25 protein-coding genes are annotated in these 25,348 nt (G+C 44.2%); 9 read left to right on the top strand and 16 right to left on the bottom strand.

The features are described 5' to 3' along the window. Window positions 1-127: 127 nt before the first annotated feature. The 4 genes from HYN43_RS19270 to HYN43_RS19255 form a co-directional block, all read right to left on the bottom strand. Window positions 128-1,126, bottom strand: a complete 999-nt coding sequence (locus tag HYN43_RS19270) for an ABC transporter ATP-binding protein (RefSeq protein ID WP_119410890.1) — start codon at window positions 1,124-1,126, stop codon at window positions 128-130. A 148-nt stretch (window positions 1,127-1,274) separates the two neighbouring features. Next, window positions 1,275-2,096 (bottom strand): outer membrane beta-barrel protein, encoded by an 822-nt coding sequence (locus HYN43_RS19265; RefSeq protein WP_119410889.1) that lies wholly within the window; start codon window positions 2,094-2,096, stop codon window positions 1,275-1,277. A 30-nt stretch (window positions 2,097-2,126) separates the two neighbouring features. Continuing rightward, the gene (locus tag HYN43_RS19260) at window positions 2,127-2,927 is read right to left on the bottom strand and encodes a hypothetical protein (protein ID WP_119410888.1); all 801 of its coding nucleotides are present in this window, start codon (window positions 2,925-2,927) and stop codon (window positions 2,127-2,129) included. Then, window positions 2,911-3,480 carry an RNA polymerase sigma factor gene (locus HYN43_RS19255; RefSeq protein ID WP_119411290.1) on the bottom strand — a complete coding sequence of 190 codons (570 nt, stop codon included), beginning with the start codon at window positions 3,478-3,480 and terminating at the stop codon, window positions 2,911-2,913. The genes HYN43_RS19260 and HYN43_RS19255 overlap by 17 nt, the downstream gene beginning before the upstream one ends. A gap of 296 nt (window positions 3,481-3,776) precedes the next feature. On the opposite strand from HYN43_RS19255, the gene HYN43_RS19250 reads away from it, so the two are divergent. Further along, window positions 3,777-4,085 (top strand): hypothetical protein, encoded by a 309-nt coding sequence (locus tag HYN43_RS19250; protein WP_119410887.1) that lies wholly within the window; start codon window positions 3,777-3,779, stop codon window positions 4,083-4,085. A gap of 56 nt (window positions 4,086-4,141) precedes the next feature. Then, window positions 4,142-4,897, top strand: a complete 756-nt coding sequence (locus HYN43_RS19245) for a hypothetical protein (RefSeq protein ID WP_119410886.1) — start codon at window positions 4,142-4,144, stop codon at window positions 4,895-4,897. A gap of 1 nt (window position 4,898) precedes the next feature. Here the strand turns inward: HYN43_RS19245 and HYN43_RS19240 are convergent, their stop codons facing one another. The 8 genes from HYN43_RS19240 to hemC form a co-directional block, all read right to left on the bottom strand. Then, complete coding sequence (locus tag HYN43_RS19240; protein WP_119410885.1) at window positions 4,899-5,432, bottom strand: CopD family protein; 534 nt, start codon at window positions 5,430-5,432, stop codon at window positions 4,899-4,901. A gap of 126 nt (window positions 5,433-5,558) precedes the next feature. Next, window positions 5,559-6,584: a uroporphyrinogen decarboxylase gene (gene hemE, locus HYN43_RS19235; protein WP_119410884.1), complete on the bottom strand. Its 1,026-nt coding sequence runs from the start codon at window positions 6,582-6,584 to the stop codon at window positions 5,559-5,561. Between the two features lie 141 nt (window positions 6,585-6,725). Then, window positions 6,726-7,247 (bottom strand): tetratricopeptide repeat protein, encoded by a 522-nt coding sequence (locus HYN43_RS19230; protein ID WP_119410883.1) that lies wholly within the window; start codon window positions 7,245-7,247, stop codon window positions 6,726-6,728. Continuing rightward, entirely contained in the window at window positions 7,247-7,954 is a 708-nt protein-coding gene (locus HYN43_RS19225) for a response regulator transcription factor (RefSeq protein ID WP_119411289.1), read from the bottom strand. The genes HYN43_RS19230 and HYN43_RS19225 overlap by 1 nt, the downstream gene beginning before the upstream one ends. A 17-nt stretch (window positions 7,955-7,971) precedes the next feature. After that, the gene (locus HYN43_RS19220; RefSeq protein WP_119410882.1) at window positions 7,972-8,847 is read right to left on the bottom strand and encodes a sensor histidine kinase; all 876 of its coding nucleotides are present in this window, start codon (window positions 8,845-8,847) and stop codon (window positions 7,972-7,974) included. Between the two features lie 135 nt (window positions 8,848-8,982). After that, on the bottom strand, window positions 8,983-10,347 hold the full coding sequence (hemL, locus tag HYN43_RS19215) for a glutamate-1-semialdehyde 2,1-aminomutase (protein WP_119410881.1): 1,365 nt from the start codon (window positions 10,345-10,347) through the stop codon (window positions 8,983-8,985). Between the two features lie 248 nt (window positions 10,348-10,595). After that, window positions 10,596-11,567 carry a porphobilinogen synthase gene (gene hemB / locus HYN43_RS19210; RefSeq protein ID WP_119410880.1) on the bottom strand — a complete coding sequence of 324 codons (972 nt, stop codon included), beginning with the start codon at window positions 11,565-11,567 and terminating at the stop codon, window positions 10,596-10,598. 130 nt (window positions 11,568-11,697) lie between these two features. Next, window positions 11,698-13,272 (bottom strand): hydroxymethylbilane synthase, encoded by a 1,575-nt coding sequence (gene hemC, locus HYN43_RS19205; protein WP_119410879.1) that lies wholly within the window; start codon window positions 13,270-13,272, stop codon window positions 11,698-11,700. 315 nt (window positions 13,273-13,587) lie between these two features. Between hemC and HYN43_RS19200 the strand changes: the two genes are divergently transcribed. Together HYN43_RS19200 and HYN43_RS19195 are read left to right on the top strand one after the other, a co-directional pair. Beyond that, complete coding sequence (locus HYN43_RS19200; RefSeq protein WP_119410878.1) at window positions 13,588-13,986, top strand: VOC family protein; 399 nt, start codon at window positions 13,588-13,590, stop codon at window positions 13,984-13,986. Between the two features lie 79 nt (window positions 13,987-14,065). Next, entirely contained in the window at window positions 14,066-15,166 is a 1,101-nt protein-coding gene (locus HYN43_RS19195) for an acyltransferase family protein (protein ID WP_162996546.1), read from the top strand. A gap of 74 nt (window positions 15,167-15,240) precedes the next feature. Here HYN43_RS19195 and HYN43_RS19190 read toward each other — a convergent pair whose 3' ends face one another. Further along, complete coding sequence (locus tag HYN43_RS19190) at window positions 15,241-16,731, bottom strand: serine hydrolase (RefSeq protein WP_119410876.1); 1,491 nt, start codon at window positions 16,729-16,731, stop codon at window positions 15,241-15,243. Between the two features lie 68 nt (window positions 16,732-16,799). On the opposite strand from HYN43_RS19190, the gene HYN43_RS19185 reads away from it, so the two are divergent. After that, window positions 16,800-17,066 (top strand): LytTR family transcriptional regulator DNA-binding domain-containing protein, encoded by a 267-nt coding sequence (locus HYN43_RS19185; RefSeq protein ID WP_342633834.1) that lies wholly within the window; start codon window positions 16,800-16,802, stop codon window positions 17,064-17,066. Window positions 17,067-17,078: 12 nt separating this feature from the next. Here HYN43_RS19185 and HYN43_RS19180 read toward each other — a convergent pair whose 3' ends face one another. The 3 genes from HYN43_RS19180 to hemA form a co-directional block, all read right to left on the bottom strand. Beyond that, window positions 17,079-18,098: a M64 family metallopeptidase gene (locus tag HYN43_RS19180; protein WP_119410874.1), complete on the bottom strand. Its 1,020-nt coding sequence runs from the start codon at window positions 18,096-18,098 to the stop codon at window positions 17,079-17,081. 187 nt (window positions 18,099-18,285) lie between these two features. Continuing rightward, window positions 18,286-18,720 carry a hypothetical protein gene (locus tag HYN43_RS19175; RefSeq protein ID WP_119410873.1) on the bottom strand — a complete coding sequence of 145 codons (435 nt, stop codon included), beginning with the start codon at window positions 18,718-18,720 and terminating at the stop codon, window positions 18,286-18,288. A 429-nt stretch (window positions 18,721-19,149) separates the two neighbouring features. Next, complete coding sequence (gene hemA, locus HYN43_RS19170) at window positions 19,150-20,376, bottom strand: glutamyl-tRNA reductase (RefSeq protein ID WP_119410872.1); 1,227 nt, start codon at window positions 20,374-20,376, stop codon at window positions 19,150-19,152. Window positions 20,377-20,543: 167 nt separating this feature from the next. Between hemA and HYN43_RS19165 the strand changes: the two genes are divergently transcribed. The 4 genes from HYN43_RS19165 to HYN43_RS19150 all read left to right on the top strand — a co-directional run bounded on the left by HYN43_RS19165 (window position 20,544) and on the right by HYN43_RS19150 (window position 25,274). Further along, window positions 20,544-20,933, top strand: coding sequence for a DoxX family protein (locus HYN43_RS19165; RefSeq protein ID WP_119410871.1), 390 nt, complete (start codon window positions 20,544-20,546; stop codon window positions 20,931-20,933). A 207-nt stretch (window positions 20,934-21,140) separates the two neighbouring features. Then, window positions 21,141-22,667: a carbon-nitrogen hydrolase family protein gene (locus HYN43_RS19160; RefSeq protein WP_119410870.1), complete on the top strand. Its 1,527-nt coding sequence runs from the start codon at window positions 21,141-21,143 to the stop codon at window positions 22,665-22,667. 693 nt (window positions 22,668-23,360) lie between these two features. Then, on the top strand, window positions 23,361-24,191 hold the full coding sequence (locus HYN43_RS19155; RefSeq protein WP_119410869.1) for an alpha/beta hydrolase family protein: 831 nt from the start codon (window positions 23,361-23,363) through the stop codon (window positions 24,189-24,191). A gap of 78 nt (window positions 24,192-24,269) precedes the next feature. Continuing rightward, window positions 24,270-25,274 carry an MBL fold metallo-hydrolase gene (locus tag HYN43_RS19150; protein ID WP_119410868.1) on the top strand — a complete coding sequence of 335 codons (1,005 nt, stop codon included), beginning with the start codon at window positions 24,270-24,272 and terminating at the stop codon, window positions 25,272-25,274. Window positions 25,275-25,348: the final 74 nt, after the last annotated feature.

The raw sequence follows: 25,348 nt of genomic DNA, 5'->3' as shown, positions 1-25,348 counted from the left end.
TTCCTCAGGATGACAAAATAGTGATGTCATATTTCCTTCAGATGCCGCGGCTTTCACCTACTCAGGATTGACAAAATGGTGGTCTCAGCTTTTAATTACTCAGGGCGACACATGCTTTTCGAAGAAATTAATACTCCAGCCATTTATCCACCCGCACCGCCACATGCTCGCCTTCGGCATGTTTGCCGGGTTCTTCGCTTAGTACACGCATTTCGGTATTGCCCTGCTGTAATATCAACTCTTCATAAAAACCTTTAAACAATACCTGTTTCACCACCCAGTTTTTTGCTGGGGCGATGAGTTTTATTTTCACATGCTCGGGGTAGATCACCACGTATTGCGCACCGGTATTGATGCCCGAAAAATGGGCTTCGGCAGCATTGAAAATATTACAATTAGTTAAAAGCTTTGCCGTATAAAGGTTTTGCGGGTGTTTATACATAGTCTTGGGGTTACCGGTTTCCACGATTTCACCTTTATTTAAAACGATAAGTTCATCGGCCATCGAAAGCACCTCGGCCGGATCGTGTGATACCATGATCACCGTTATGCCGGTTTCTTTTACTATCTGCCTGATATCGTGTTGTAAACCTTCCCTGAAGGACGTGTCGACCTGGTTAAAGGGCTCATCTAAAAACAGCACTTCAGGTTGAGTAACGATGGCCCTGGCAATAGCCACGCGTTGTTTTTCGCCACCGCTCAGGTCGGCCACGCGTTTATCGGCCATGCTGAACATATTAAGTTGTTTGAGAACGCGTTCGGTTTTTTCCTGTTTGGCTTTCAAATCCGTGGCCGGGAGCATGGCTGCTATATTATCCCAAACTTTGGCAAACAGGTTCAGATCATCAGTATGTTGGGTTACCATTTTCATGGCATCATGTCCGGGAATCAGTTTTTCTTCAGGCCCCCAAATGCGTTCGCCTTTAAAGTAAACTTTGCCTTCATCGGGCGAAAGCAATCCGTAAAGCAGTTTTAACAAAGTGCTTTTACCGCTTCCGCTTTCACCAATAATGGCTGTTATTTTACCCGGCTCAATACTTAAATCTGTTTTCTTTAAGCCTGATTGTTGTTTACCGGGGTATATTTTACTTACGGCAATCGCCTGGAAAAATGGTGTATCTGACATTGATTGCAAAGATACACCGTTGATGGTTATGATTACGTTGATTTCGTTGATTCCTTTTTTGCTATGATTAGAATGATTATTTTGATTTCACTGATTGTGTTTTCTATATAATCAGTAAAATCAAAATAATCGGTGTAATCCCAGAAAATTAGAAGCCAAACGTCAATCCGAACGAAAAATTCCTCAATCCCTTCTGCGCCGGGCTATCCTCAAACATGTCGTTAAAGTAATATTTGGCATACAAGCCCATTATACCGTAACCCATGCGCACAAATACGCCTTTACGCAGTTTGGCAAAATGATAATCGTCGTTAAATTTCTGCTTGCCGTTTTCATCACTGATCTGTTTTACGCGGCCATTTAGCAAAATTCCAATCTCCGGACCGGCAACTAACCTGAAATAATTACCGCGGTCATCCTCATGGCTGCGGTAATAAAACGACAGCGGAATCCTTAAATAGCTTGATGAAAAGCGATTTTTGCGGTAGTGGATACTATCCTGCACATAAGTAAGCACCGGGGCGTTGCGCTGTATGGTAATATCATCGCGGAGGCGGATATGCGTCCAGTCGAAGCCGCCGGATACGTAGATTTTGAAGGCGCTGTTAAAGCGGTATCCAAATTGTATCACGTCAAAACCGAAGTTACTGGTTTTCCACTGGCGGTAGCTCAGGAATTTATTGTTTTGAGATAGGGTGAAGCTGCCATTGTCAATCAGCGTAGCAAAACCAAGGTCGATCCTTGAAAAAGTGATGCCGAATGAAAAGCCAGGGGCTTTGTGTGCGTGGTAGGCTGTATCCGGGCCGTTAACATTAACCTGTGCCACATCATCGCCAAAGCCAAGTTTTACTTTAACGTGCTTTTTATGGGTAGTAGTGGTGTCGATCTGAGTTGAATCGGGGGTGCTGCTTTGGGCATAGCTAAAACCCGCGGCAAGGCATATCATGAGGGTAAAAAGGAGGCGTTTCATAATCGTTGCAATATATCTTTAATACTAATCTTATTTATCTTTTTCTTTTTTCACTTTAATGAAGCCGAGGTTTACGCCGGTTATGGTGGCATCGTCTTCATCGGTGTTGGTAAACTCAATTACCTTGTCTTTACGTTTATCAACAGCGGCTATCATCACATTAAATACATCGCCAATGCTGCGGATACGATGTTTTTTTACAGATTTTGCAGCCGACGGCACGGGCTGGATTGGGGCTTGCGCTATCAGCGCCTGCTGTGGTTTTTCATTGTTAATGATAACCGGTTTGGCCTGGATAGTTACTGCTGAATCAATATTGGTTGTTTTTACAATGTTGTAATTCGCAACAGGAGTTTGGGCAAGCAGGGGCTGATCTGCAGGGGCATCCGCAGGCTTTTTGCTTTCAATAACCGGTTGCTGTACGGGTTGTACCAAATTGCTTTTTGTTTTGGGCTTGTTTGTTTGCGCTAACGTATTAACAGGTGCTATAACCGGGCTAACTGTTGTTTTGTTTGGAACTGTGGCTGGAGGTACCATTGGCTCTATTTTAACAACAGTGGGTTGCTTTACAGGGTTAGTTGTTTTAGCTATCCGGTTTGAGTGTTGGGCATCAGCATTCTTAATCCGATGCTTAGGAATAAACAAGATTCCGGCAGTTACAAGTACCATTACACTGGCTGCCGCGCTAAGCAGGGGCAGTAATACTCGTTTGCGTTTGCGCGTATTTAGTTCGGAGCTGATGCCCTGCCATACCGCGGCCGACGGTTGTATTTCCAGGTCATCAAGCTGTTGTTTAAACAGCATGTCCAGTTCCTTATCCTGCGTATCCATAACTTTTGCCCTCCATTTTAGCAATTTGTTCTTTCAGTATTGTGCGCGCCCTTGATAGTTGCGATTTAGAGGCACCCTCGGTAATGCCCACAATTTCGGCTATCTCTTTGTGCGAATAACCTTCAAGCGCATAAAGGTTAAACACGATGCGGTATCCCGGCGCCAGTTGCTGGATCATGCCCATCAGCACCTTGGCATCCAGATTGGCCGAGGCTATCGGGTTTACCGAGGGTTCGTGCCCGGCCTCGTCAATATCAACAACCTGCATCATTTTATGATGTTTGCGGTAATACTCGATAGAGCTGTGAACCATTATGCGCCTAACCCAGCCCTCAAATGATCCGTCGCCCCGGTAGCCCTGCATTTTTTGAAAAACCCTGATAAAACCATTCTGTAACATATCTTCGGCCTCCATGCGGTCGGTAGCGTAGCGCATACATACCCCCAGCATTTTCCCGGCAAACTGTTTGTAAAGCAACTCCTGTGCCTTACGCTCGCCTGCCCGGCAGCGATCAATTAGTTGGTGAATGGTATAGTTAGGTTCCAAAAACATCATTTATAAGTAAGATGGTGGAGCGATGTAAATGGTTGCATGGGGATTGAAATAATTTTTAATAAACGAATGTTGTGTTAAAATAGATAATCGCTTTTAAAAACGGGGAACCTACGGAGCCTTAAAATACAGCTAAAATCTACTATAAACATGTTACTCCTATGAGGCACTAAAAGATTATTTAAATACTCCGTAGGAATAACGTGTTTATAGAAAGTATTCAACAGGAAATTGGCTCCGTAGGTGCCCCGTATTGATTGTTAATTCGTATTTTTGACTATATCAACAGTTGAAGTATGGAATTAATCCTGAAATCCGATAATGAACAAAGCATTAAAGAGATAATAGCACTGGCTAATAAGCTTAATGTTATTGTAGTAAAAAAAGATATCAAAATCAGCGCTCAGGATATAGATCGTGAAGCGCTTAAACAAGAGATTCTGAACTTTAGGGCTACTTCCGAATCTTCATTTGGTGATCCCGTTGAATGGCAAAGAGTTCAAAGAGAAGACCGTGAATTAGATATATCTTCTATCTTAGAAAATCAGAAGAAACTGTTGGAACTGGAGGGGAAAGTAGAATTGGATGATGAGGCTTTTAAATAGATTTGTGATCTTAATAGGTATATTCTTATAGAACAATTTTATTCCCTAACCCTATCATGCAATACTCCACTTTTTTAAAAAAGCAGGCGACAGCTTTCGTTGATATCTACCAAAAACAATTCCTTAAAACCATTGGACCGGCATTTTTATGGACAGTGCTCTGCTTTATAATTATCGAAGTGCTATCCAACTATAGCAATTATGATACTATTGCAAAAACGCACCCGGTAAGCATATTAAGCTTTTTTACGCTTCGGTTCAGTAGTAACGAGGTTTACTGTTTAGCTGATAATGGAAAATCGGTATTCCTGTTTTTTGTGTCGATTTTTTCAGTGAAGTTGCTCCATAAGGTAAACATCAAAAGTGTGGTTGGCTTATTACTGATCCTGATTGTTTGTGTGCTGCTGGATTTTTCGTTTTTCCGTTTAAAGGGACAATTGCATCATGCAGTAAATAATCAAAACCTCGACAGATGGATAGCTAACGTTATTTTCCATGCACGGATCTATATTCCTTTAATCTTATTCGCGCTGGTAATTCAGTTGAATGTTTTTGCGCAGCCAATTAAGCCGCGGCAGCTCGTTTTTTTACTAATAGCCGTATACTTTTTTAATGAAGCAGCTTACGAAGTTACCTTATTGCTACGGGGAGTGATTTTTGAATTGCTGATGATCCCGGTTAAAGCAAAATCAACATTTTATTTTGTGGAGAGTGCTTTAGGCAGCGTGCTGATGGCTTCGTGTTTTTTAGGCTTTCATTGCGCCATGACTGCGCCGTTTAGCTTGACTGATGTGGGAGAAGAAAAGGGGTAGCTTATTTTTTCTCCCTGTATCGCTTGTAAATCTTTACTGCTATCATCAATATCACACCTAACGATACAATCCCCATAACGCCAAACACCCAGCTCAGCGCGTCTTTTTTTACGGCGAGAAACACTATTGCGAAAAGCAAAATAGTAGCAAGTTCATTCCAAAGGCGTAATTGGGTTGATTTCCACTTGAAAATACCGTTGCGCATCTGTTTTATTTTGGATTGACAGATGTGATGGTAAGCAACCAGGCCAAGCACAAAGCCTATTTTGATAGGTAGCCAGGCCATCAGCATCCAGCCCTGTTTTAAATAAACAAGGGTGCATCCAGCCAAAATAGTGATCAGCATTGATGGTTTGGCTATGATATTCCATAACCTGCTTTCCATGATCTCGAACTGTTTGGAAAGGATAGTACGCTCTGGTTCAGGCTTGTCCTGTGCCTCGGTATGATAGATAAACAAGCGCACAATATAAAACAGCCCCGCCATCCAGCAGACTACAAAAATGATGTGTATAGCAAGAACGTATTCGTACATATGGCCAAGCCCCCCGGCCCCCTAAAGGGGGAGTGTTTAAACTTAAAGCCTGTCCATTAGGACAGGCTTTTTTAATTGAAAATATTTTACTAAGCCCCTATGCGCTTTAGTTCCCCCTTTAGGGGGTTAGGGGGCATATTCTTTAATCACTTCCACCGCGTACTTCACATTATCAAACGGAATATCCGGCATAATACCATGGCCCAGGTTGAAAATGAAGCCGTTCTCACCTTTCATCCTGTCGAACAAGCGGTAGATGCGTTCCTTAATCACTTTTTTATCAGCATATAAAATATGCGGATCAAGGTTGCCCTGAACTGCTATGCCTGCCGGTAAACGTTTTTTAATATCTAACAGGTCAACATTCCAATCTATAGAGATCACATCCGGTTTGGCTTCGGCCATTAGCGGCGCGAAAACCGAGCTGCCTTTGCAGAAGGAAATCACAGGGATATCCTTACGGTTCAGTTTGCTGATGATCTCGGCAATGTAACGGTGACTGAACTCTTTATAATCGTCCCATGCCAAAGCCTGAGCCCAGCTATCGAAGATCTGTACGGCGTTTACACCGGCAGCTATCTGCATGTTCAGGTAATCGGCCGTAACGGTGGCGATTTTTGATAACAGTTGATGGGCTATTTCCGGCTCATTGTGCAGCATCAGTTTGGTACGTTTAAAATCTTTTGATGATCCGCCTTCAACCAGATAGCTCATTACGGTAAAAGGAGCACCAGCGAAACCGATCAAAGGGATACGGTCTGCAAGGCGTTGCTGAATTACTTTAATAGCATCGCCCACATATTGCAGTTTATCCAACACATCGGTTTGCAATGCATCAATATCAGCCTGCGTACGTACCGGGTTTGCAAACAGCGGACCAACTCCTGCATTAAAGCTCAAATCGCCGCCCATGGCTTCGCCTGTTACCAGGATATCCGAAAAAAGGATAGCGCCGTCGATGCCTAACAGATCAACCGGGAGCATAGTAACGTCCGCAGCGATCTCTGGTGTTTTACACATTTCAAGGAACGAGTATTTGTTTTTGATATCCCAATACTCTTTCATAAAGCGGCCTGCCTGCCTCATCATCCATACCGGCGGGCGTTCTGTTGCCTCTGAAAATGCCGCTTTTATTAATAACGAATCTCTCATATTTTGTGTTAGAAGCAAGAAATCAAGAGCCAGGAATCAAGAAGAAGGGTTTTTCTTTCTCGTCTTGATTCCCGACTCTCGTCGTCTTGCCTCTCTTTTATTTCTTCTTGAATCCTGACTCTTGCTGTCTTGATTCTTTTCTTAATGCTTTTTCAATTCCTGGTGAAGGCGGTTTATCACTTCCTTCATTTTGGCTGTTATTGTTTCCTTGTGCTGCTCGGCCAGTTGCAGGTAGGCTTTGGCTTTTTCGTAATTGCCACGCCTAATGCTGATGTTGGCTACGCTAACCAAAGCGGCCACATGATCATTAACCGAGCGCAGCGGGTATTGGGCCGCTATTTCGTAATGCCTTTCTGCCGCTTCAAAATCCTGTTTTTGCAGGCAAACTCCACCGTATATAAACTCATAATAACCGCGGCGTTTTTTACTGAGCCATTCGGGTTTCATGATCTGGTTTAGCGAGGCGGCTGTTTTATCATAGTCCTTAACGTGAAAATGTTTGGCGGCTATGATCAACGTGCCCTGCCTGAAATAATCCCAGATCAGCAAAATGATCATCATGGCAGCTACCGCGGCAAGTTCATAAATGCGGAAATACGACAATAGCCCTAACGATAGCAGGAATACAAAAGCTATGAATATGCGTACCCTATTGCTGAACATTAATGCTGGGTATCGGTAAATTTATAGCCTACACCGCGGATAGAGTGAAAATAAACCGGGTTTTTAGGATCTGGTTCAAAATACTTACGGAAGGTTAGGATAAAGTTATCGATAGTACGGGTTGACGGGTAAACGTCATAATTCCAAACAGTTTCCAAAATCTGCTCGCGCGATACGGCGTCATTGCGGCGCTCAATCAGCAGTTTCAACAGCATGGTTTCTTTTTTGGTAAGCGCGGTGATCGAACCATCTTCATTAACCAGCTCGAACGAGTTGAAATGGATGGTTTTATCGCCAATTTTATAGCTGTTAAACTCTTTCAGGTCTTCACCTTTCAGGCTGCGTTTTACCAGGTTGTTCACCCTTAAAATCAGCTCTTCCAGGTTAAACGGCTTGGTTAAATAATCATCTGCACCTTTTTTAAGGCCCGAAATTTTGTCTTCGTTGGTGTTTTTGGCCGTCAAAAACATGATAGGCACTTCGGTATTTTCAAGCCTGATAGTTTCGGCTACTACAAAGCCGTCAATCTCGGGCATCATTACGTCTAATATCACCAGGTTAAAACGCTCTTCTTTAAAAAGCTGTAAGGCTTTTTTACCGTTTTTAGCCGGAGAAACCTTGTAGCCCTCAAGCTCAAGGTTAAGTTTAATAGCCTCTAACAAATGTTCTTCGTCTTCGGCCAATAAAATTCTTTTTTTGTTGGGCATATTACTCATATAATAATTTAGGTTAGTCCAAATGTAACTTCAAAAATACTACCAGCCGGGCGGTTATCTTTCACCCTGATGCTGGCCTGGTGCTTATCCAGCACCTCCTTAACAATATAAAGGCCCAATCCGGTGCCTTTGGTGTTGCGGGTTTCTTCACTGCCTACGCGGTAAAAACGATCAAATATGCGGGTTTTTTCCTCGTCGGCAATGCCTATGCCATGATCGGCAACCTGTAAGTAAACTTTATCATCCTTCGAGAAAAGTTTAACACCAACAGATGAACATGGACTTGAATATTTTACAGCATTCTCGATCAGGTTGGTAACCACCGATGTAAGCGCGAACTTATCGCCGATAATCTCCACCTTCGGCTCAATCTCGGCCTCGATGATCTGCTGGTTGCAATCGCATTTAGAGATCTGCAAACGGTTAACAATGCTATCCACCAAAACCGAAAGGTTAAAGCTGGCCTTAGGGAAGCTGTACGATTGGTTTTCAATTTTAGATGCCAGGAGCATATTCTCCACCATATCATCCAAACGCTCCACATCGTTTAATGATTTGTCAATAAAATCAAGGATCTGCTCCCTGGTAAGCTGGCGTTTCTGGATGGTTTGCAACAGGATCTTGATCGATGCCAATGGCGATTTTAACTCGTGCGTAACCGACATCAGGAAGTTCTTTTTCTGCTCCTGCAAACGGCGCTCTTTGTTAAAAGAACGGTGCAGGTTAATGGCGCCAATTAAAAACACGGCCACAAACATGGCACCTTCACCCATGATCATGCCGGTGCGGCGTGGTTGCAGCGTAACCAGCATATAACCCCACCATATCAACTCCGCAACAGCGTAGGTGATGAGCGCGTAGAAAATTACGAATGTCTTCTTCATCTTTCAGTTTGCAGTTATCAGTTTGCAGTTGGCAGTAGTTTATCAATTTACAATAGTTTTAGTTTGCAGTATGCAAGTGATTTTAACTGCAAACTGCTTACTGACTACTGCAAACTGCCTACCGGCAACTGCAAACTATTTAGAAAATACCAGATCCAAACTATCAAATATAGCACGTTTTGTTTTCTCCAGATCTGTTTTGGTGTGGGCCGATGATATAAAACCAACCTCGTAACCCGACGGACCTAAATAAACACCCCTGTTCAGCAACTCGCGGTGGAACTTTTTGAATTTTTCCATGCTCGATGCGTCAATATCTTCTGCTTTACGAATATACTCTTTATCTGTAAAAGCAAACCAAAATATGGAGCCGATGCCAAACACCTTAAATTTGTAACTGCGGGCGGTAGCAAAACGTTGAATTGCTTCTACGAACTCTTCTGTTTTATTGTTCAGATCGCGGTAAAAGCCCATGCGCAAAAGCTCGCTCAGTTGGGCAATCCCGGCACCCATAGCAACCGGATTACCCGATAATGTACCCGCCTGGTAAACCGAACCCTCCGGCGAAATATTACTCATAATAGCTGCCGAAGAACCGTAGGCACCCACAGGCATACCGCCACCGATGATTTTACCGTAGGTAATGATATCCGGTTTGATCTGGTAGTAACCGGCAGCGCCTTCAAAGCCCACCCGGAAACCCGAGATTACCTCATCAAAAATCAACATGGTGCCGTTTTGAGTACAGATTTCGCGCAGGTATTGCAGGTATTCTTTTTCCTGTAATAACAAACCGTTGTTGGCCGGTACCGGCTCTATAATTACCGCGGCTATCTGGTCTTTAAATTCTTCGAAAGCTTTGGCCAAAGCTTCTTTATCGTTAAGCGCTACCACAATGGTTTCGTCTGCAACAGATTTCGGTACACCTGCCGATGATGTTTCGCCAAACGTAACCAAACCCGAACCTGCTTTTACCAGCAGGGCATCGGCATGGCCGTGATAGCAGCCTTCAAATTTCAAAATCTTATCGCGTTTGGTGTACCCCCTGGCCAACCTGATAGCCGACATAACGGCCTCGGTACCCGAGCTTACAAAACGGATCTTTTCAATAAATTTATTGTTTTTGAGGATCAGCTCGGCCAGTTCATTTTCCAACGCGGTTGGCGCACCGAAGCTCATGCCGTTTTGCATTACCTCGATCACTTTTTCGCGCACTTTGGCGTTGTTGTGACCAAGGATGAGTGGTCCCCATGAGCAGCAGTAATCGATAAACTCGTTACCATCGGCATCCCAGATATGGGCACCATCACCTTTTTGAATAAAGAGCGGCGTACCGTAAACCGACTTAAAGGCCCTCACCGGCGAGTTAACCCCACCCGGAAAAAACGTTTGCGCCTTAGCATACAACTCCGCCGATTTTTCACGACTGATATCGGGCTTGCCCGTAGTATTTACCGGTTCATCCTCTGCTGAAAACATCTTTTTTATTGAATCGAACATTTTTATGAGCTTAAAGCTGAAAGCCAAAGGCTTAAAGCTTGATTTTTATTTGTTGAGCTAAAAGCTATTTTTCTCAATGTCGTCATTGCGAGGCACGAAGCAATCCCGAACTATACAGGGCGGACCTGCCAATCGGGGATTGCTTCGTGCCTCGCAATGACGATTATTTTATATTTCGTTTTTCCTAATCTTTGACCTCTAATTGCGGCCGCTCCCTAACCTCTAATCTCCAACCTCCAATCACTAACCTACAACCACCTATTCTCCAAAACCTCCTTAGCGTGGTAGGTTAAAATAGCGGTTGCACCTGCACGGCGGATGCTGGTAAGCACCTCGGTAATGGCGCGTTGCTCGTTAAGCCAGCCGCGTTGTACCGCTGCTTTGATCATGGCGTATTCGCCGCTTACGTTGTAGGCCGCTACCGGTAGTTCGGTATTATCTTTTATCAGCTTGATCACGTCCAGGTAAGAGAGAGCCGGTTTTACCATCAGGAAATCTGCGCCTTCAACCTCATCCAGTTCGGCCTCTATCAGGGCTTCGCGCTGGTTGGCCGGGTTCATCTGGTAAGTTTTTTTATCGCCAAATTTTGGTGCCGAGTTCAAAGCATCCCTAAACGGACCGTAAAACGCGCTGGCATATTTAGCCGAGTACGACATGATAGATACATTGGTGAAACCGTTATCATCCAACATATTGCGGATGTAACCCACACGACCGTCCATCATATCTGATGGGGCAATGATATCAGCACCGCTTTGTGCATGTGCCAAAGCCATTTTACCTAAAATATCCAGAGTTTCATCGTTCAGGATCACGCCGTTCTCCACAATGCCATCATGGCCGTCGCTGCTGTAAGGATCCATAGCAACATCGGTAATTACGCAGGCTTCCGGGAAGTTTTTCTTTACCTCGCGGATGGCGCGCAGGTATAAACTTTCGTCGCGGTAGCTTTCGGTAGCGAATTTATCTTTCAGTTCCTCGGCAATATTGGGGAACAGATCGAACGAGTTTAAGCCCAGCTTCATGCAGCTCTCAATCTCGCGCAGCAAATTATCGATAGAATAACGGAAGATTCCCGGCATTGATGCCACTTCGCTTTTCTGGTTTACGCCATCAATAATAAACAGCGGAAAAATCAGGTTAGCAGCGCTAACATGCGTTTCCTGCACCATCTGGCGTATCACTTCACTCTTGCGGTTCCTTCTTGGTCGTTGTAACATAACTTTTAGTTCATGGTTAATAGTTGATGGTTCATGGTAGCTCCGGCAACTATTGCCAATTAATTGTTTATAGCTCAAATTCGACGATTTACAGATACTATGATCTATGAACCATCAACTATGAACTAACCTATAATCCAAACACTGCCTCTGCCAGTCCAACTTCGTCGGGCGAGTAGGGGAGCGTGTATTTTACACCCATTTCGTCAAATTTTTTGCCGGTTGATTTGCCTATCGCTACCACTTTTTGATATGGGTCGAGCAGGTTATCGGCAAAATAGGCCTCCACGTTTGATGGACTGGTAAATACCATCACATCGGCACCGCTGGCCTCTACGTCTTCTTCCAGTACAGTTTCATAAACCGGCAGGTCGATGATTTTGGTATCAGCCGAAAGGCCTTGCTGGATGCTCCTCATCGGGTTTTCGGCACCCGGGAACAGCACAATTTTTCCGTTGGCCAGTTTGGCAAATTCTTCGGCTACCTCGGCGGTGTCGGTGCCCTCGCCAACATAATCGGTAAAGTGACCTTTGCGGCGCAGCATTTCTTCACTGCCGCTGCCCATTACCCCAAATTTTACTTTTTTAGGGAATTGCGGGTTCAGCTGGAAAAAGTATTCAACAGCGTTTTTGCTCGAGAAGAATACCCAATCCACATTTTTTAATATGTACGAGTCGAAGCGGGTCATCACCGGTACGGTGCGGATCAATGAGCGGGCTTCGATATTAATTTTATGTTTTTCGAGCGCTTTGCGGAAATAGCTTTGCTCTCCCAGTTCGCGCGAAATGAATACGCTTGCCGGGCGTTTGCGGTCTTTAGCAAATTTGGCTACTACTTTTTCGGCAAGGCCTTCGGTGGTTGGTGCTTCTAAAAATAACCTGTCCGGGAATTGGTCGCCTTCTTCGGCTTTTGAAGTAAATACCTGGAACTGGCCATCCTCTTTACGGCAATAGCAGCCCAAAGGCAAATGGCAACCGCCGCCAAATAATTTTAGTACAGTACGTTCAACAGCTAATTCCTCAGCAACATCAGCATGATGCAAGGCTTGCAGAGCTTCAAAAAGCTCATGATCTGTTTCGCGGATCTGGATAGCCAGCGCGCCTTGTGCCGGGGCCGGGATCAGTTCAACCGGGGTGATCTCTTCCACATGAAACTCGCTCAGGTCGATACCCAAACGGGCAACGCCTGCTTTGGCTATCATAATGGCGTCGTATTTTTCATCGCGCAGTTTGCCTATGCGGGTAGGTACGTTGCCGCGCAGATCTGTAATTTCCAGGTCCGGACGATGTGCCAGCAACTGGGCTTTACGACGGTTTGATGAAGTACCCACCATACCGCCATATTTAAGCGATAGTTTTTGGTGTACATCAACACAATCCTTCAGTATCAACAACAGTTCAGACGGATCTTCCCGTTCTGAAACTGCCGCGATAATGAGTCCCGGAGGGTTTTCGGTCGGCAAATCTTTATGCGAGTGTACGGCCAGATCGATAGTGCCGGCTAATAATTCTTCTTCTAATTCTTTGGTAAAGAAACCTTTGCCTTCCAGCTTATCAAAGCTAAGGTTCAGGATCCGGTCGCCCTGTGTTTTAATGATCTTTAACTCGGCGGTGATGTTGATGGCAGCAAGGCTGTCTTTAACAAAATTGGCCTGCCATAAAGCCAATTCACTGCCACGGGTTCCTATAATCAGTTTTCTGTCCAAAAGAATGTATGTTTTACGGCTGCAAATTTAATTTTTTATGCCGATGATAAGGTACAACAATGGCATGAATTATTGTTAATTGCAACTAAATGACGGTGATGGGGGGAGGAAGAGGTTAAAGGGGAAAGGTAAAAGGCGAAAGGTTTTTTTGAAGATAAACTGGTTGAAGTTTATAAAACTGGTTGAAGTTTAGCGAAGCGTAACTTCGACCAGTTTTGTTTTTTCCTGATTGTGTAAACTATTTTACAAAGTATCCGCACCCAACAGTGCAATGATAACATTATCTTAGATACCGATAAACCTCACATTTTAAATATGAAAAAAGTAACAGGCATAGGTGGCGTATTTTTTAAAAGCGACAACCCTAAGGCAATGAACGAATGGTATGCCAAAAACTTAGGCTTCCCGGTAAGCGCGTACGGAACAACTTTTGACTGGCGGCATGATGATGATCCTTCAAAAAGAGGATCGACCACCTGGAGTGCCTTCCCGCAGGATACCAAATATTTCAATCCATCCGAAAAACCTTTTATGATCAATTACCGGGTAGAGAACCTGGTTGCTTTGATTGAAGAGTTGAAAACAGAGAACGTAACCATAGTTGATGAAATTGCCGAATATGATTACGGCAAATTTGTGCACATCCTGGATCCGGAGGGCAACATCATTGAACTTTGGGAGCCGAAGGATGAGGAAGAGGGCGCAGCAGAGTAAGCGATAGTTTTCATTTAACAGGCAGACTATTATCAACTTGGCTGGCAACTGAAAAGTGCCTGGCGCCGTACTGTTATTAATGGCGGCACAAGTACACCAACAGGCGGGCAGTAATCCGCTTCAATTTAACAGTATCCAGGTATTCAGGTTTGTTGCGGCCCTGATGGTGATCGTTTGCCATTCGTCGTTTTATACCAACGAGCGGCTTGCCAAAGGATCATATATTTACGGGCAGGGTGCTAACGGGGTCGAACTGTTTTTTGTGATCAGCGGTTTTGTGATGATCATCTCGTCGCAAGGTTTTGTCAGTGTTAAAGGTGGCTGGAAAACATTTGCCGTAAAGCGGATCATCAGGATAGTGCCCATTTACTGGCTCATCACCACATTTAAATTGCTTTTGCTGCTCAAAACATCCGGGGTTGTGCTGCATTCGCAGCTTGATTTTTGGCTGGCGCTTAAATCTTACCTGTTTATCCCGGCTTTAAATATGGATGGTGAGTACCGCCCCCTTTATGGCGTAGGCTGGACACTGAATATGGAAATGTTTTTCTACCTGTTGTTCGGCATCGCCCTGGCCTTTAAATTAAAACCTGTTCGTTTTTTAGCTTCGCTTTTTATTCCTTTAGCCATCCTGTCGCAATTTAAAAAGCCGGGCTGGCCCGATGTTGCTTTTTATGCTGATCCTATTGTGCTTGATTTTATTTATGGGATGATTGCCGCGAAGCTCATTTTAAAAGGTTATAAAATACCTTCGCAAATTGCGATTGTTTTCATCGTAATCGGGTTACTCTATTTGTTTGTTCCGGTTGCTGTTATATTTCCGGGTTACCAGGTTAATCAAATCACCTTTGGCTTAGCAGCCTTTTTGATTGTCTATGGCGGTGCCTCTGTAGATGGTACCGCGATCCAATTTAGCCGTTGGGCAGTTTATTTGGGTGCCGCTTCCTATTCGCTTTATTTAATCCACCCGAGTGTGGCACCGCTAATTCCAACCATTTTAAACAAGCTTGGTTATAAACAGCCGCTGATGTCGGTTGTGTTAAGCGTGATTATGGCCGTTTTTGTGGGCGTGCTTTTTTACAGGTTTTTTGAGATGCCGCTTACAAATTTCTTTAAAAGATTGATGAAAAAGTCTGCTGCTGCCGATGCGATAGAAATTGCCGTTGATCCTGCTAAATAAAAAGCTGCCTCTCATCGCAAATTGAAGGCCGCTTTTTTATATCGCGACAGCACCTAAAAAGTTCGAAACAATTGCTACTGTTTTTCCGAAAGTGCTTTAATCCGCTCTGCGGCATTTTTATTATCTGCATTTAACTGCAACGATTTTTTATAACTAACCACGGCTTTATCTTTTTCGCCTGCAAACTCAAGCGCCTCGCCATAGCTGTCAAAAGCATTAGCGCTGTTAGGGTAAAGCGCGGTATTCAGCGTAAAAACGGCAAGGGCTTCGTTTGGTTTCTTTTGACTCAGTAATTGGTATCCCCAGCCGTTCAGTTCACTTTCGGGTAATGTAAAGGAGGCATCCTTCTTTTTTAATCCGGCAGCAATTGCTTCAGCATTTTTAAAATTTTGTTTAAGCAGGATTCCGCGTAGTTTTTTTAGGTTGGGCGATAAGCCGAAGCCGTTAGCCTCGTGCATATCGGGGATGTAGTAACCTGCTATCTCATCAATAAACCTATCCGGATTACCACCATTTAAATTTGTAAGCACTACGATGGACAGATCATCTTTTAAATAAATAAACACGGCCGACCTGCCGCCACCCACCGGCCCAACGGCCGGGTGATCCGGCCGGGTTACAGTAGGCCAGCCCAAAGCATAGCCGTTGGTAAGGCTGTTAAAGCCGCCGATGTTACCATTGTTCAGCACAGCCGGGGTCCACATGGTTTTGATGCTGGCCTCATTTTTTAGCAATTTGCCTGTTTTTAAAGCGATAACCCAGTTGCCCATATCTCCGGCGGTTGAAAGAATCCCGGCTGCTGTACGGAAAAACAGCGGGAACTGGATATAGCTGATGCCTGGCTTTTTATTCCTCACAAACTGGCCGTCAACAAGTTTGGTCATGGTATAAGCGCCCGCCGAATTAGGAACCACATCGTACGAATCGCCGAAGCGGGTTAAGGGCATACCTGCTACTTTAAACTGCCTTTCTTCAATAAATTTGGTGAAATGCATGCCGCTCAGTTTGGTGATGATTTTGCCTATCAGCACATAGCCGGTTTGGTTATAGCTGAATTTATCGCCGGTATTAAATTCCATGGGCATGGCACCAACTTTTTGTAAAGCCAGTTTTTCGCTTCCGTTGCCCATTACCTGCTCGTTCTCGTCAAGCACATCGGGTAAACCAGAAATATGCGTTAATACCTGTTGCAGCGTAATTTTTTGCCAGGCCGCGGGCAGGCTATCCAGATACATGGATAGTGGGTCGGTTACTTTCAGCTTGCCTTCTTCGGCCAGTTGCATAACTGCCACGCCGGTAAAAGCCTTTGTAATGGAGTTGATAGAAAAAATACTTTTATCGGTAGCCGGGATATTGTTTTCGAGATTTGCTGTGCCGTAAGTTTTTAATTTAATGATCTTTCCCTGCCTTACAACGGCCATTTGCAATGCCGGGATGCTTTTACGCTGCATCATGCCGCTTACAAAAGTGTCGATACTGTCGGGATTGGTACCCTGCGCCCTGGATGCGGCGGGTATAAAAAAGTTGATCAGTAAAAGCGCTGTGATAATGTGTTTGAGGGCCATATAAAGATAGAATATATATAGTTTAGAGATAACCTGCTGAATTAAGTTACGCTCAAAGATGCTTTTTTATCGGCAGGAAAGAATCTTGCAGCCAAACTTGTGCAACCTGTTTACATAATAGCCTAAGGCTTAACTTTAAAATCCTTTTAAAGGGTTCGATCAAAGCCATGTCGGACCTGTTTCCGGCAGGGCGTTTTGTACGGGTGCATAAGTCGTTCATTGTATCAACCGCCAGGATTACCCGGTTGGAAAGTAACCGCATTATGTTGAACGGGTATGAAATTCCGATAGGGAGGAATTTTAAAGGCGATCTGGAGCGGGCCTGGTCAACATAATAATTTATAAATCTATTTTTGTTTAAGCCTTATTTTTTTAATGCCTATAAAATCATTCAGCCTGGAAGGTTTATAGGTTAAAGGCGGTAAAAATACCGGTTGAATAAGGTCTGCATCGTTTTTAAAAAAATCATCCATACTAAAAGGAGTACCGGTTATTTCATGAATTTTTTTGACAATCGCCAGGCGGCTCGGGGCGTTGTAATGTTGTGTTGCCAATGCGTTGGTCATTACGCTGATCTCTTCAGGCCGGTAAATGCCTGTTGCCCGATAGTAACCTCCCTGGTAAGTGCCAACAATGCTGTTATATGCTGTAAGGTTTAAAAAACCGGCCCATTTCACTTTTTCAGGATCATTGGTTGTATCAAGATTGGGCAGGTTGCTGATCATATCCAGCGGGTAATTATCGGCAATTTCGGGCGAAACATATTCATCACCCAATGAAGCAAAGCCATGCCCCAGCTCGTGAATCATTGCATATTTTGCCACAGGGCTTACTGTAATTTCAGAAAAGCCATCGTAGGTGCTGGTTGCCGCGTCGATGGCGTCGGTATTTACCATCAGTATGATGATATTGGCCCTGGCGAATGGCACCGCCTTGCTTACATATTGATTGATGGCCTGGTAATTTCCGGCTAAAAGCAGACCCGTGCTGCCACCCGAAAAATAGGCGTTAAATTTGGTATCGGTGTTGGCCGGATTGTACGAATCATTTAACCCGCTTTTTTTCGATTCGGCATAAACCACGTAGGCGTTAAAAAAGTTTTTGTATTGCTTGTATGGCGGAACAGTAAATAAGTAATCGGCAAACATCCTTGCTTTTGTTTCGTAAGCGCCGCCTCTTTTTAGGTCGTCTTTCGTAAATCCGTCGCCAATAAATACAATGTTTACCCCGTTTTGCCGGTTATAAATCAGTTTGCCCACTTCTCCGTCGGCGTAATATGGTGGTAACTGAACGGGCTTGTCTTTTTTGCAGGAGATAAGAAAAGTACCCGCACATAAAAACACGAAAAAGGCAGTTCTTGCTATCATGATAAAATTTAGTACTGATTATACGGGCAGGAGAGGATTTTATTGTTAACAGCAATTATTCAGTTAGCAGTTTTGAGTAGGCAGTTAGCAGTTGATTTGTTTTCTGGGATTACACCGATTGAATTTTGATCTCACCGATTTTGACTGTTGATGGAGATGATTGTGTTGATTTTGCTGATTTTTTGGGTTACGCAGGTTTTTTGGGATCGGGCGCTGATTGCCAGGGAAGAATTAACCGCCGCTTCTTCAATGTTATATACAGAAGTGTAAGCGAAAGCAATAGATAGATGATGATATAAATAAGGATTATATCGGCAGATGTACCGTAAGATTTACTGAAGAAATTACCCACCCACATGATTAAAAACCCGAGGAGGAAGCTGGCTATAGCTATGATAAGCGGACTTAGTAAGGTGAGGTAAATGCTGGCGCGCTTAAAAATAAGATGGTTAGCGATGTTGAAAATATAGGTAAGTATGAGTACAAAGCTGAGGGCATAGCCAATTTCATCGCCTTTATAATGAACGATATGGGAGTAATTGCTACCCCAAAATAAGGCGAAGGAAAGCATTAAAGCCGAATAAACAATTGCTATGGGGATTAATTTATTTTTTGCAGGCATTAAAGCGGGTTTGGTTTTTGCGATTGAATATATGAATTATTATGCAGGTCTATATTTAACATGTAACCATGGTTTTTATGGAGCAGCGCAAAGCAAAAGTTAATATTGGATAGGGTAACAGCACAACTTTAATTAAACGTTGGCTCGTATTAGTGAAAATGTTTGCGTTAGGGATGGGAGCGGATACCGGCCTTGTGGCTAATGCCCCGTGCAGTATGAGCGTACAGCCCGGACCGCAGGTAACGCCATTGTTCAGTTGGCAGTTTTGAGTGGGCAGTTTGCAGTTTTTTGTCTGAACTCGAATTTTAAAAGAATTATTTGAATTTATCGAATTTGATTAGCATTCTGACCATTCCCCAAATTCGATAAATTCCGGTTCAGACAAATATTCTGATAATTCTAAAATTCTGTAAATTCTGATTCAGACAATCAATTTTCATTAATCAATATATCCTTCGCCATGATCATGGGCACGCTGATATATTTTTTCTCCATGTAGTTGATCACTTTTTCGAGGATTTCGCGCGATTGCTCGTCCATGGCCTGTACTTCGTCGGCAAAAACCGAGTTGATGGCTGTGTTGCGGATTTCTTTAATTTTTTCGGGCACTTTGCGCATAGCCAGTTCAATGCGGCGTTGTTTCAGCTGCATAATAAACTCGGCAATGTTTTGCTCGATGATGGCTTCGGCGTGTACCAGTTCGTGGTAGCGTTCCTGCAGGTTTTTCTTGGCAACCTCGTTTAATGAGTGCACCTCGATAAAGTTAACCGGGAATTGCTCCAGTACTTCGGGTGCGGTATCGTTAGGAATAGCTAAATCCACAATGGTTTTCCTGCCGGTTTCGCCGTTTAGCAGCGATTTATAAATTTCGGGAGTGATGATGGGCTCAACTGCAGATGTGCAGGTGATAATGGCATCAAAACCTTTATTGTAGGTTTTCAAAGCTTCCAGATCAAAGGCTTCACCATTCAGATCTTTAGCCAGCACTTCGGCATTAGCTACAGTACGGTTAAATACCGTGAAGTTTGAAAATTTATGTTTTTGAAGGTATTTGGAGAGGTTGCGGTTGGTTTCGCCGGCGCCGATGATGAGGATGCGGGCATTTGAGCAAAGGTTGAGGTCTTTAAGCTTGCGGTAGGCTAATGATACAACCGAGATTGGATTTTTTGAGATGTTGGTATGTGTGTACACCTCTTTAGCCGTTTTTACCACGCAGTTCATAATCATGCGCATGGCATCACCGGTAAGGCCGGCATCCTTGCAATGCTCATAAGCCTTACGTAACTGGGCCAGAATTTCCTTTTCGCCCACCACCAAACTCTCTAAACTGCATGAGGTACGCAACAGGTGCACCATGGCTTCCTGATCTTCATAAATAGAAGCGCTATCCATAAAGGTGCTCAGCGAATCGTGGCAAAGCTCTGTGTTAAAGGCTTCTATAAATTTTTTGGCAAAATCTTTGTCAACTGCCTGTGGGGTGGTCATTACAAACTCAACGCGGTTGCAGGTAGCCAGGTAGAAAATCTCAGGTATATTGAACTGAGCTTTTACCTGTGCAAGTTTATCCGCCAGATTTTCCTGACAAACCACCAATCTACCCAATTCCTTCAGTTCAATCTGTTTGTGCGTAAAAGCTATTACCTTTAGATACTTCAAAGCAGTTTTAAATTTGACCGAACAAAAGTATAACTATTCGCTACATTCAATGTCAATACTTTGTCAAGACGGCGTATTTAGAATGGTTATAAATTACGAAAATTGCTTGTTTTACCGTATTTAAACTGTTTTATGAACTATATGGCAAAATATTCGTAAATTAAGCTATGGATAAGTTTAAAAAAATAAGCCTGGTAATACTTATCGTATTTTATGTATTGGCCGGCTGCAATCATTTTCGCGATCCGGCTTTTTACTATGCCGTAATGCCTCATAACCTGCTATATCCCGAAGCGGTTAATATACTTGCCGGCATAGTTGAAGTTACGCTTGGTTTGTTGTTAATATCAACCAAAACAAGGTATTGGGCAGCCTGGGGTATTGTATTAATGCTGGTTGCGTTTTTAACCGTACACGTGGGTATGATTTTCGATGCACCTTTTAAGGCCAACGGCATGACCATAACGCCTTTTTTTGCCTGGATAAGGCTGGCCGCGCAGTTTGTGCTGATAGTATGGGTTTACTGGCATACCAGCGATAAGGAAAAATTACTTTAAACCAATTGGGGGGCTTGCGTGTTGGGAATAGGGTTGGGTTGGATATATTTTGTCATGTTGAACGAAGTGAAACATCTTCTTCGCCCTGTATAACCGCTTTGCAAGCTGGAGAAGATCCTTCGCTATCGCTCAGGATGACAAAGAACTTTGGTGAGGCAGTGCTATACCTAAGCCTTTCATAATTACAAAATCTACTAAAAACAATATATGGATTTGCAAAGTGTTGAATTGCGCAACCTGGAAGTACAGGACTACCAGGAGTTAAAAAAATCAATGAAATCGGCCTATATGGACATGGATGAGGATTATTGGGATGCCAATTCCATCAAAAGGCTTATCAAACTTTTTCCGGAAGGGCAGATCTGTGTAACCGTTAACGATGTGGTTGTGGGGTGCGCTTTATCCATTATTGTTGATTACCAGAAATTTGGCGATAACCATACCTATAAACAAATAACCGGCGACAGTACTTTTAAAACCCACAATGAAAAAGGGGATGTGCTGTATGGTATAGATATTTTTATCCATCCCAATTACCGCGGCCTGCGCCTGGCCCGCAGGCTGTACGAGGCCCGCAAGGCCCTTTGCGAAAAGCTGAACCTGAAAAGCATCATAGCCGGCGGCCGCATCCCTAATTATCAAAAATACCAGAACGACCTTACCCCCCGCCAGTACATTGATAAGGTAAAGTATAAGGAGATTTATGATCCTACACTGTCGTTCCAGCTATCTAACGATTTTCACGTACGCAAGGTGCTGAAGAATTACCTGCCCGAGGATAGCCGGTCGAAAGGTTTTGCCACGCTTATTGAGTGGAACAATGTGTATTACGAGGAGGTGAGCAATGTTATCAATCACAAAACCGTAGTGCGCATAGGCCTGGTGCAATGGCAAATGCGATCATACAGCAATATCAGCGAGTTGCTTAAACATGCCGAGTATTTTATTGATGCAGTGAGCGATTACCAGTCCGATTTTATACTTTTCCCCGAGCTGTTCGGTACACCGCTGATGGCCGATTATAATCACATGGATACCGCCCGGGCCATGCGCGAGCTGGCCAAATATACCCAGCCCATTATTGATGAGTTTGCCAAACTGGCGGTGTCATACAACGTAAACATTATTGCGGGTAGCATGCCTACCATTTTTGAAGAGTCGTTATATAACGTATCTTACCTTTTCAGGCGTAACGGCAGTATGGAAGAGGTGTATAAAATTCACCCAACCCCTGCCGAGATCAGTTCGTGGGGCATCCGCGGGGGCGATGAGGTGCGGGTGTTTGAAACCGATGCCGGTAAAATAGGCATCCTGATTTGTTATGATGTGGAGTTCCCGGAACTATCGCGCATCCTGGCCAGCCAGGATATGCAGATTTTGTTTGTGCCTTTTTTAACCGATACCCAAAATGGTTACAACCGCGTAAAATTCTGCGCCCAGGCCCGCGCTGTTGAAAATGAATGTTACGTAGCTATTGCGGGTTGTGTAGGTAACCTGCCCAACGTGAACAACATGGGAGTAAGCTATGCGCAATCGGCAGTGTTTACCCCTTCAGATTTTGGTTTTCCTACCAACGGCATCCAATCAGAAGCTACCCCTAATACCGAGATGATTGTGATTGCGGATGTGGATCTTTCTTTATTGGATGAATTGCATGAATATGGTAGCGTGCAGAACATTAAGGATAGAAGGACTGATTTGTATAATATCACTTTTAATGGAAAGCGGGTGTAGAGGTTAACGCTATTCTTTGCCCTCTGATAACGAAATGTTTGTGTATGGTATTAGCTGTCAGCAGGAAGCTTCGGGCGAAAGCGGGCAGAACGATGGTGGCCCTGAGCGCGGGAGGGGCATAGCTACTTTTTGCAGAAGGGTGGGAAAGGCGCGAACGCAGTAGGGCAAAATTTACCAGCCCGTGGTTCTGCCCGGTTTGCAGGGTAAGGACAGGCGAGGGAATAGTGCATAGGCTTGTGCGGCAAAGAAGCCTCCTGATGACTTGACTTTTTGGGTACTTTTGTGTCAAGACAAAAGTACCTGGCCCCCGCCCGGCCAAGAGGGCGACCGCGTTAGTTGGATAGCGAGATTCTTGTTATGAACCCTCGTGTACTGTGTACAAGCATGGGGCCTTTCGTTATTTTAGTTAATTAACGAGCTTTGGTTCAATATGAAGAACATTGGCCGCTCATTTGCCGCGGAGGCTGTTACTTTTGGCTTGGCCCAAAAGTAACCAAAAACCCAAGACAGAAAAAAGCTTCAGCCCGCAGAGCCTGCCCCGAAACACATCGGGGCCATACTCCCGGCCCGCTTTTCTGTCTGCCCCACGCGCTTTTTAATTATGGTTCTTTAGCGGATCATTCTGTTGTATAAATCACGTTCTCATTACTTTTTTAGCTAAGCTTCTCGCCCAATAACACTAAATTAGCCGCCATGACCAGGCAAGAAAACTTCACCCTCCCCGGCGCGAAAGGCCGCCCTATGCTTATCGATGTTACTTTTGATGATGCCTTTAAAACCGCCCCGCTGGTAATTTTCGCCCATGGCTTTAAGGGGTTTAAAGACTGGGGAACGCATGATCTGCTGGCCCGCTATTTTGTTCAAAACGGTTTTCGCTTTTTGAAGTTTAACTTCTCTCATAATGGTACTACGCCGGCCAGTCCGCAAGACTTTGCCGATTTAACTGCCTTTGCCGATAATACCATCAGCATCGAATTGGAGGATTTGGATACCATTATTGATTTTGCCTGCAGTGGTGCCAGCATGCCGGTAGCCAATGGCGTTTATCTTATTGGCCACAGCATGGGCGGCGGTGTAAGTATCCTAAAAACAGCTGAAGATTTGCGTGTTAAAAAACTGGTAACCATGGCTTCCATATCCGGTTTTCGTAACCTGTGGCCTCAGCAAATTGAGCAGCAATGGCGTTTGCAGGGCGTTTTTTATTTCGAAAATAAACGCACCGGCCAACAAATGCCCATCAAATCAACCTTGCTGGATGATTTGGATGCCCACCCTTTAAGGTTGGATATCATCAGGCAGGCGGCCAAAATAACGCAGCCATGGCTCATTGTTCATGGCGATGCCGATCCTACTGTCCCGGTAGCACATTCGCAGCAATTGCATGAAGCTAACCCGGCGGCCGAATATGTGGTGCAGAAAGATGCCGATCATACCTTTGGCGGCTCACATCCTTTTAGCGGTGATACTTTGCCTGCTTCGTTGATCCAGTTTGCCGATACAGCAATATCATTTTTAAGTAAATAAAAGCCGCGGGCTTTCAACCAATCGTAACTTTTTTGCGTTACTTATATCATAGCCTATATAAGTGCTATAATTGCCACCATGAGTTTACCCGCTTCACGCAAAAAAGGACGAAAATATTTAAACACCATACCTACCGATGAGGCCGGCTTTGGCAAACTGATCCCGATTTTAAAAGAATATATTAACAATAAAGCCGAGAATACACCTAAAAAAACTTTAGGACCCTTTAAAACAGATCCCTCGGTTTATGCTGTACCGCCCGCATCCGGATTACGCATTAACTGGATAGGCCATTCAAGCATCCTGATAGAAATTGATGGCAAACGCATCCTTACCGACCCGGTTTGGAGCGATCGTGTTTCTTTCTCGCAATCCTTCGGACCGAAGCGTTTTTATAAACCACCTATCGCTTTAGAGAATTTGCCGCCCCTGGATGCCGTAATCCAATCGCACGATCATTACGACCATTTGGATAAGGCGACGATAAAGTTTTTTGCCGAAAAAAATATCCCCTTTTTTTGTTCGGTGGGTGTAGCACAGCATTTAACCCGCTGGGGTATGGCCGCCAACTTTATTACAGAAATGGATTGGGGCGACAGTGCACTCATCAGCAACGAAATTGTACTTACCTGCACGCCTTCGCGCCATTTTTCGGGCCGGGGGATTATCGGGCGAAATGAAACCCTATGGTCGTCATTTGTAATTAAAGGACCTGAGCATAATATTTATTTCGGAGCCGATTCAGGCTACTCGCCCGAATTTAAGGCGATAGGCGAGGCATTTGGTCCGTTTGATTTGACTATGCTGGAGATTGGCGCCTACGGCAAATTCTGGCCGGATATCCACATGGGGCCGGATCATGCATCCAATGCACACCTCGATCTGCGGGGTAAGCTGATGATGCCAATCCACTATGGCACTTTTAACCTTGCCCCACATGCCTGGTACGAACCTATTGAATGGCTGGTACCCATGGCCAAACAAAAGCATATTGATTTGTTTGTGCCCAAACCCGGCGAGCCAACCGAGGTAAAAGGTGCATATAATTCTGATTGGTGGAAGGAATATTTGAGCCCCCTCTAAATCTCCCCCTAAAGGGAGGAGACTTTTTTGCCGTGGTCGGATAAGCTTTGTAACTTTACAACATTCCAACCTTA

Origin of the sequence: Mucilaginibacter celer (assembly GCF_003576455.2) — a bacterium.
GTDB classification, from domain to species: domain Bacteria; phylum Bacteroidota; class Bacteroidia; order Sphingobacteriales; family Sphingobacteriaceae; genus Mucilaginibacter; species Mucilaginibacter celer.
Note: the sequence above shows the minus strand (reverse complement) of the source record. Positions and strands in the feature narration are given on the sequence as shown.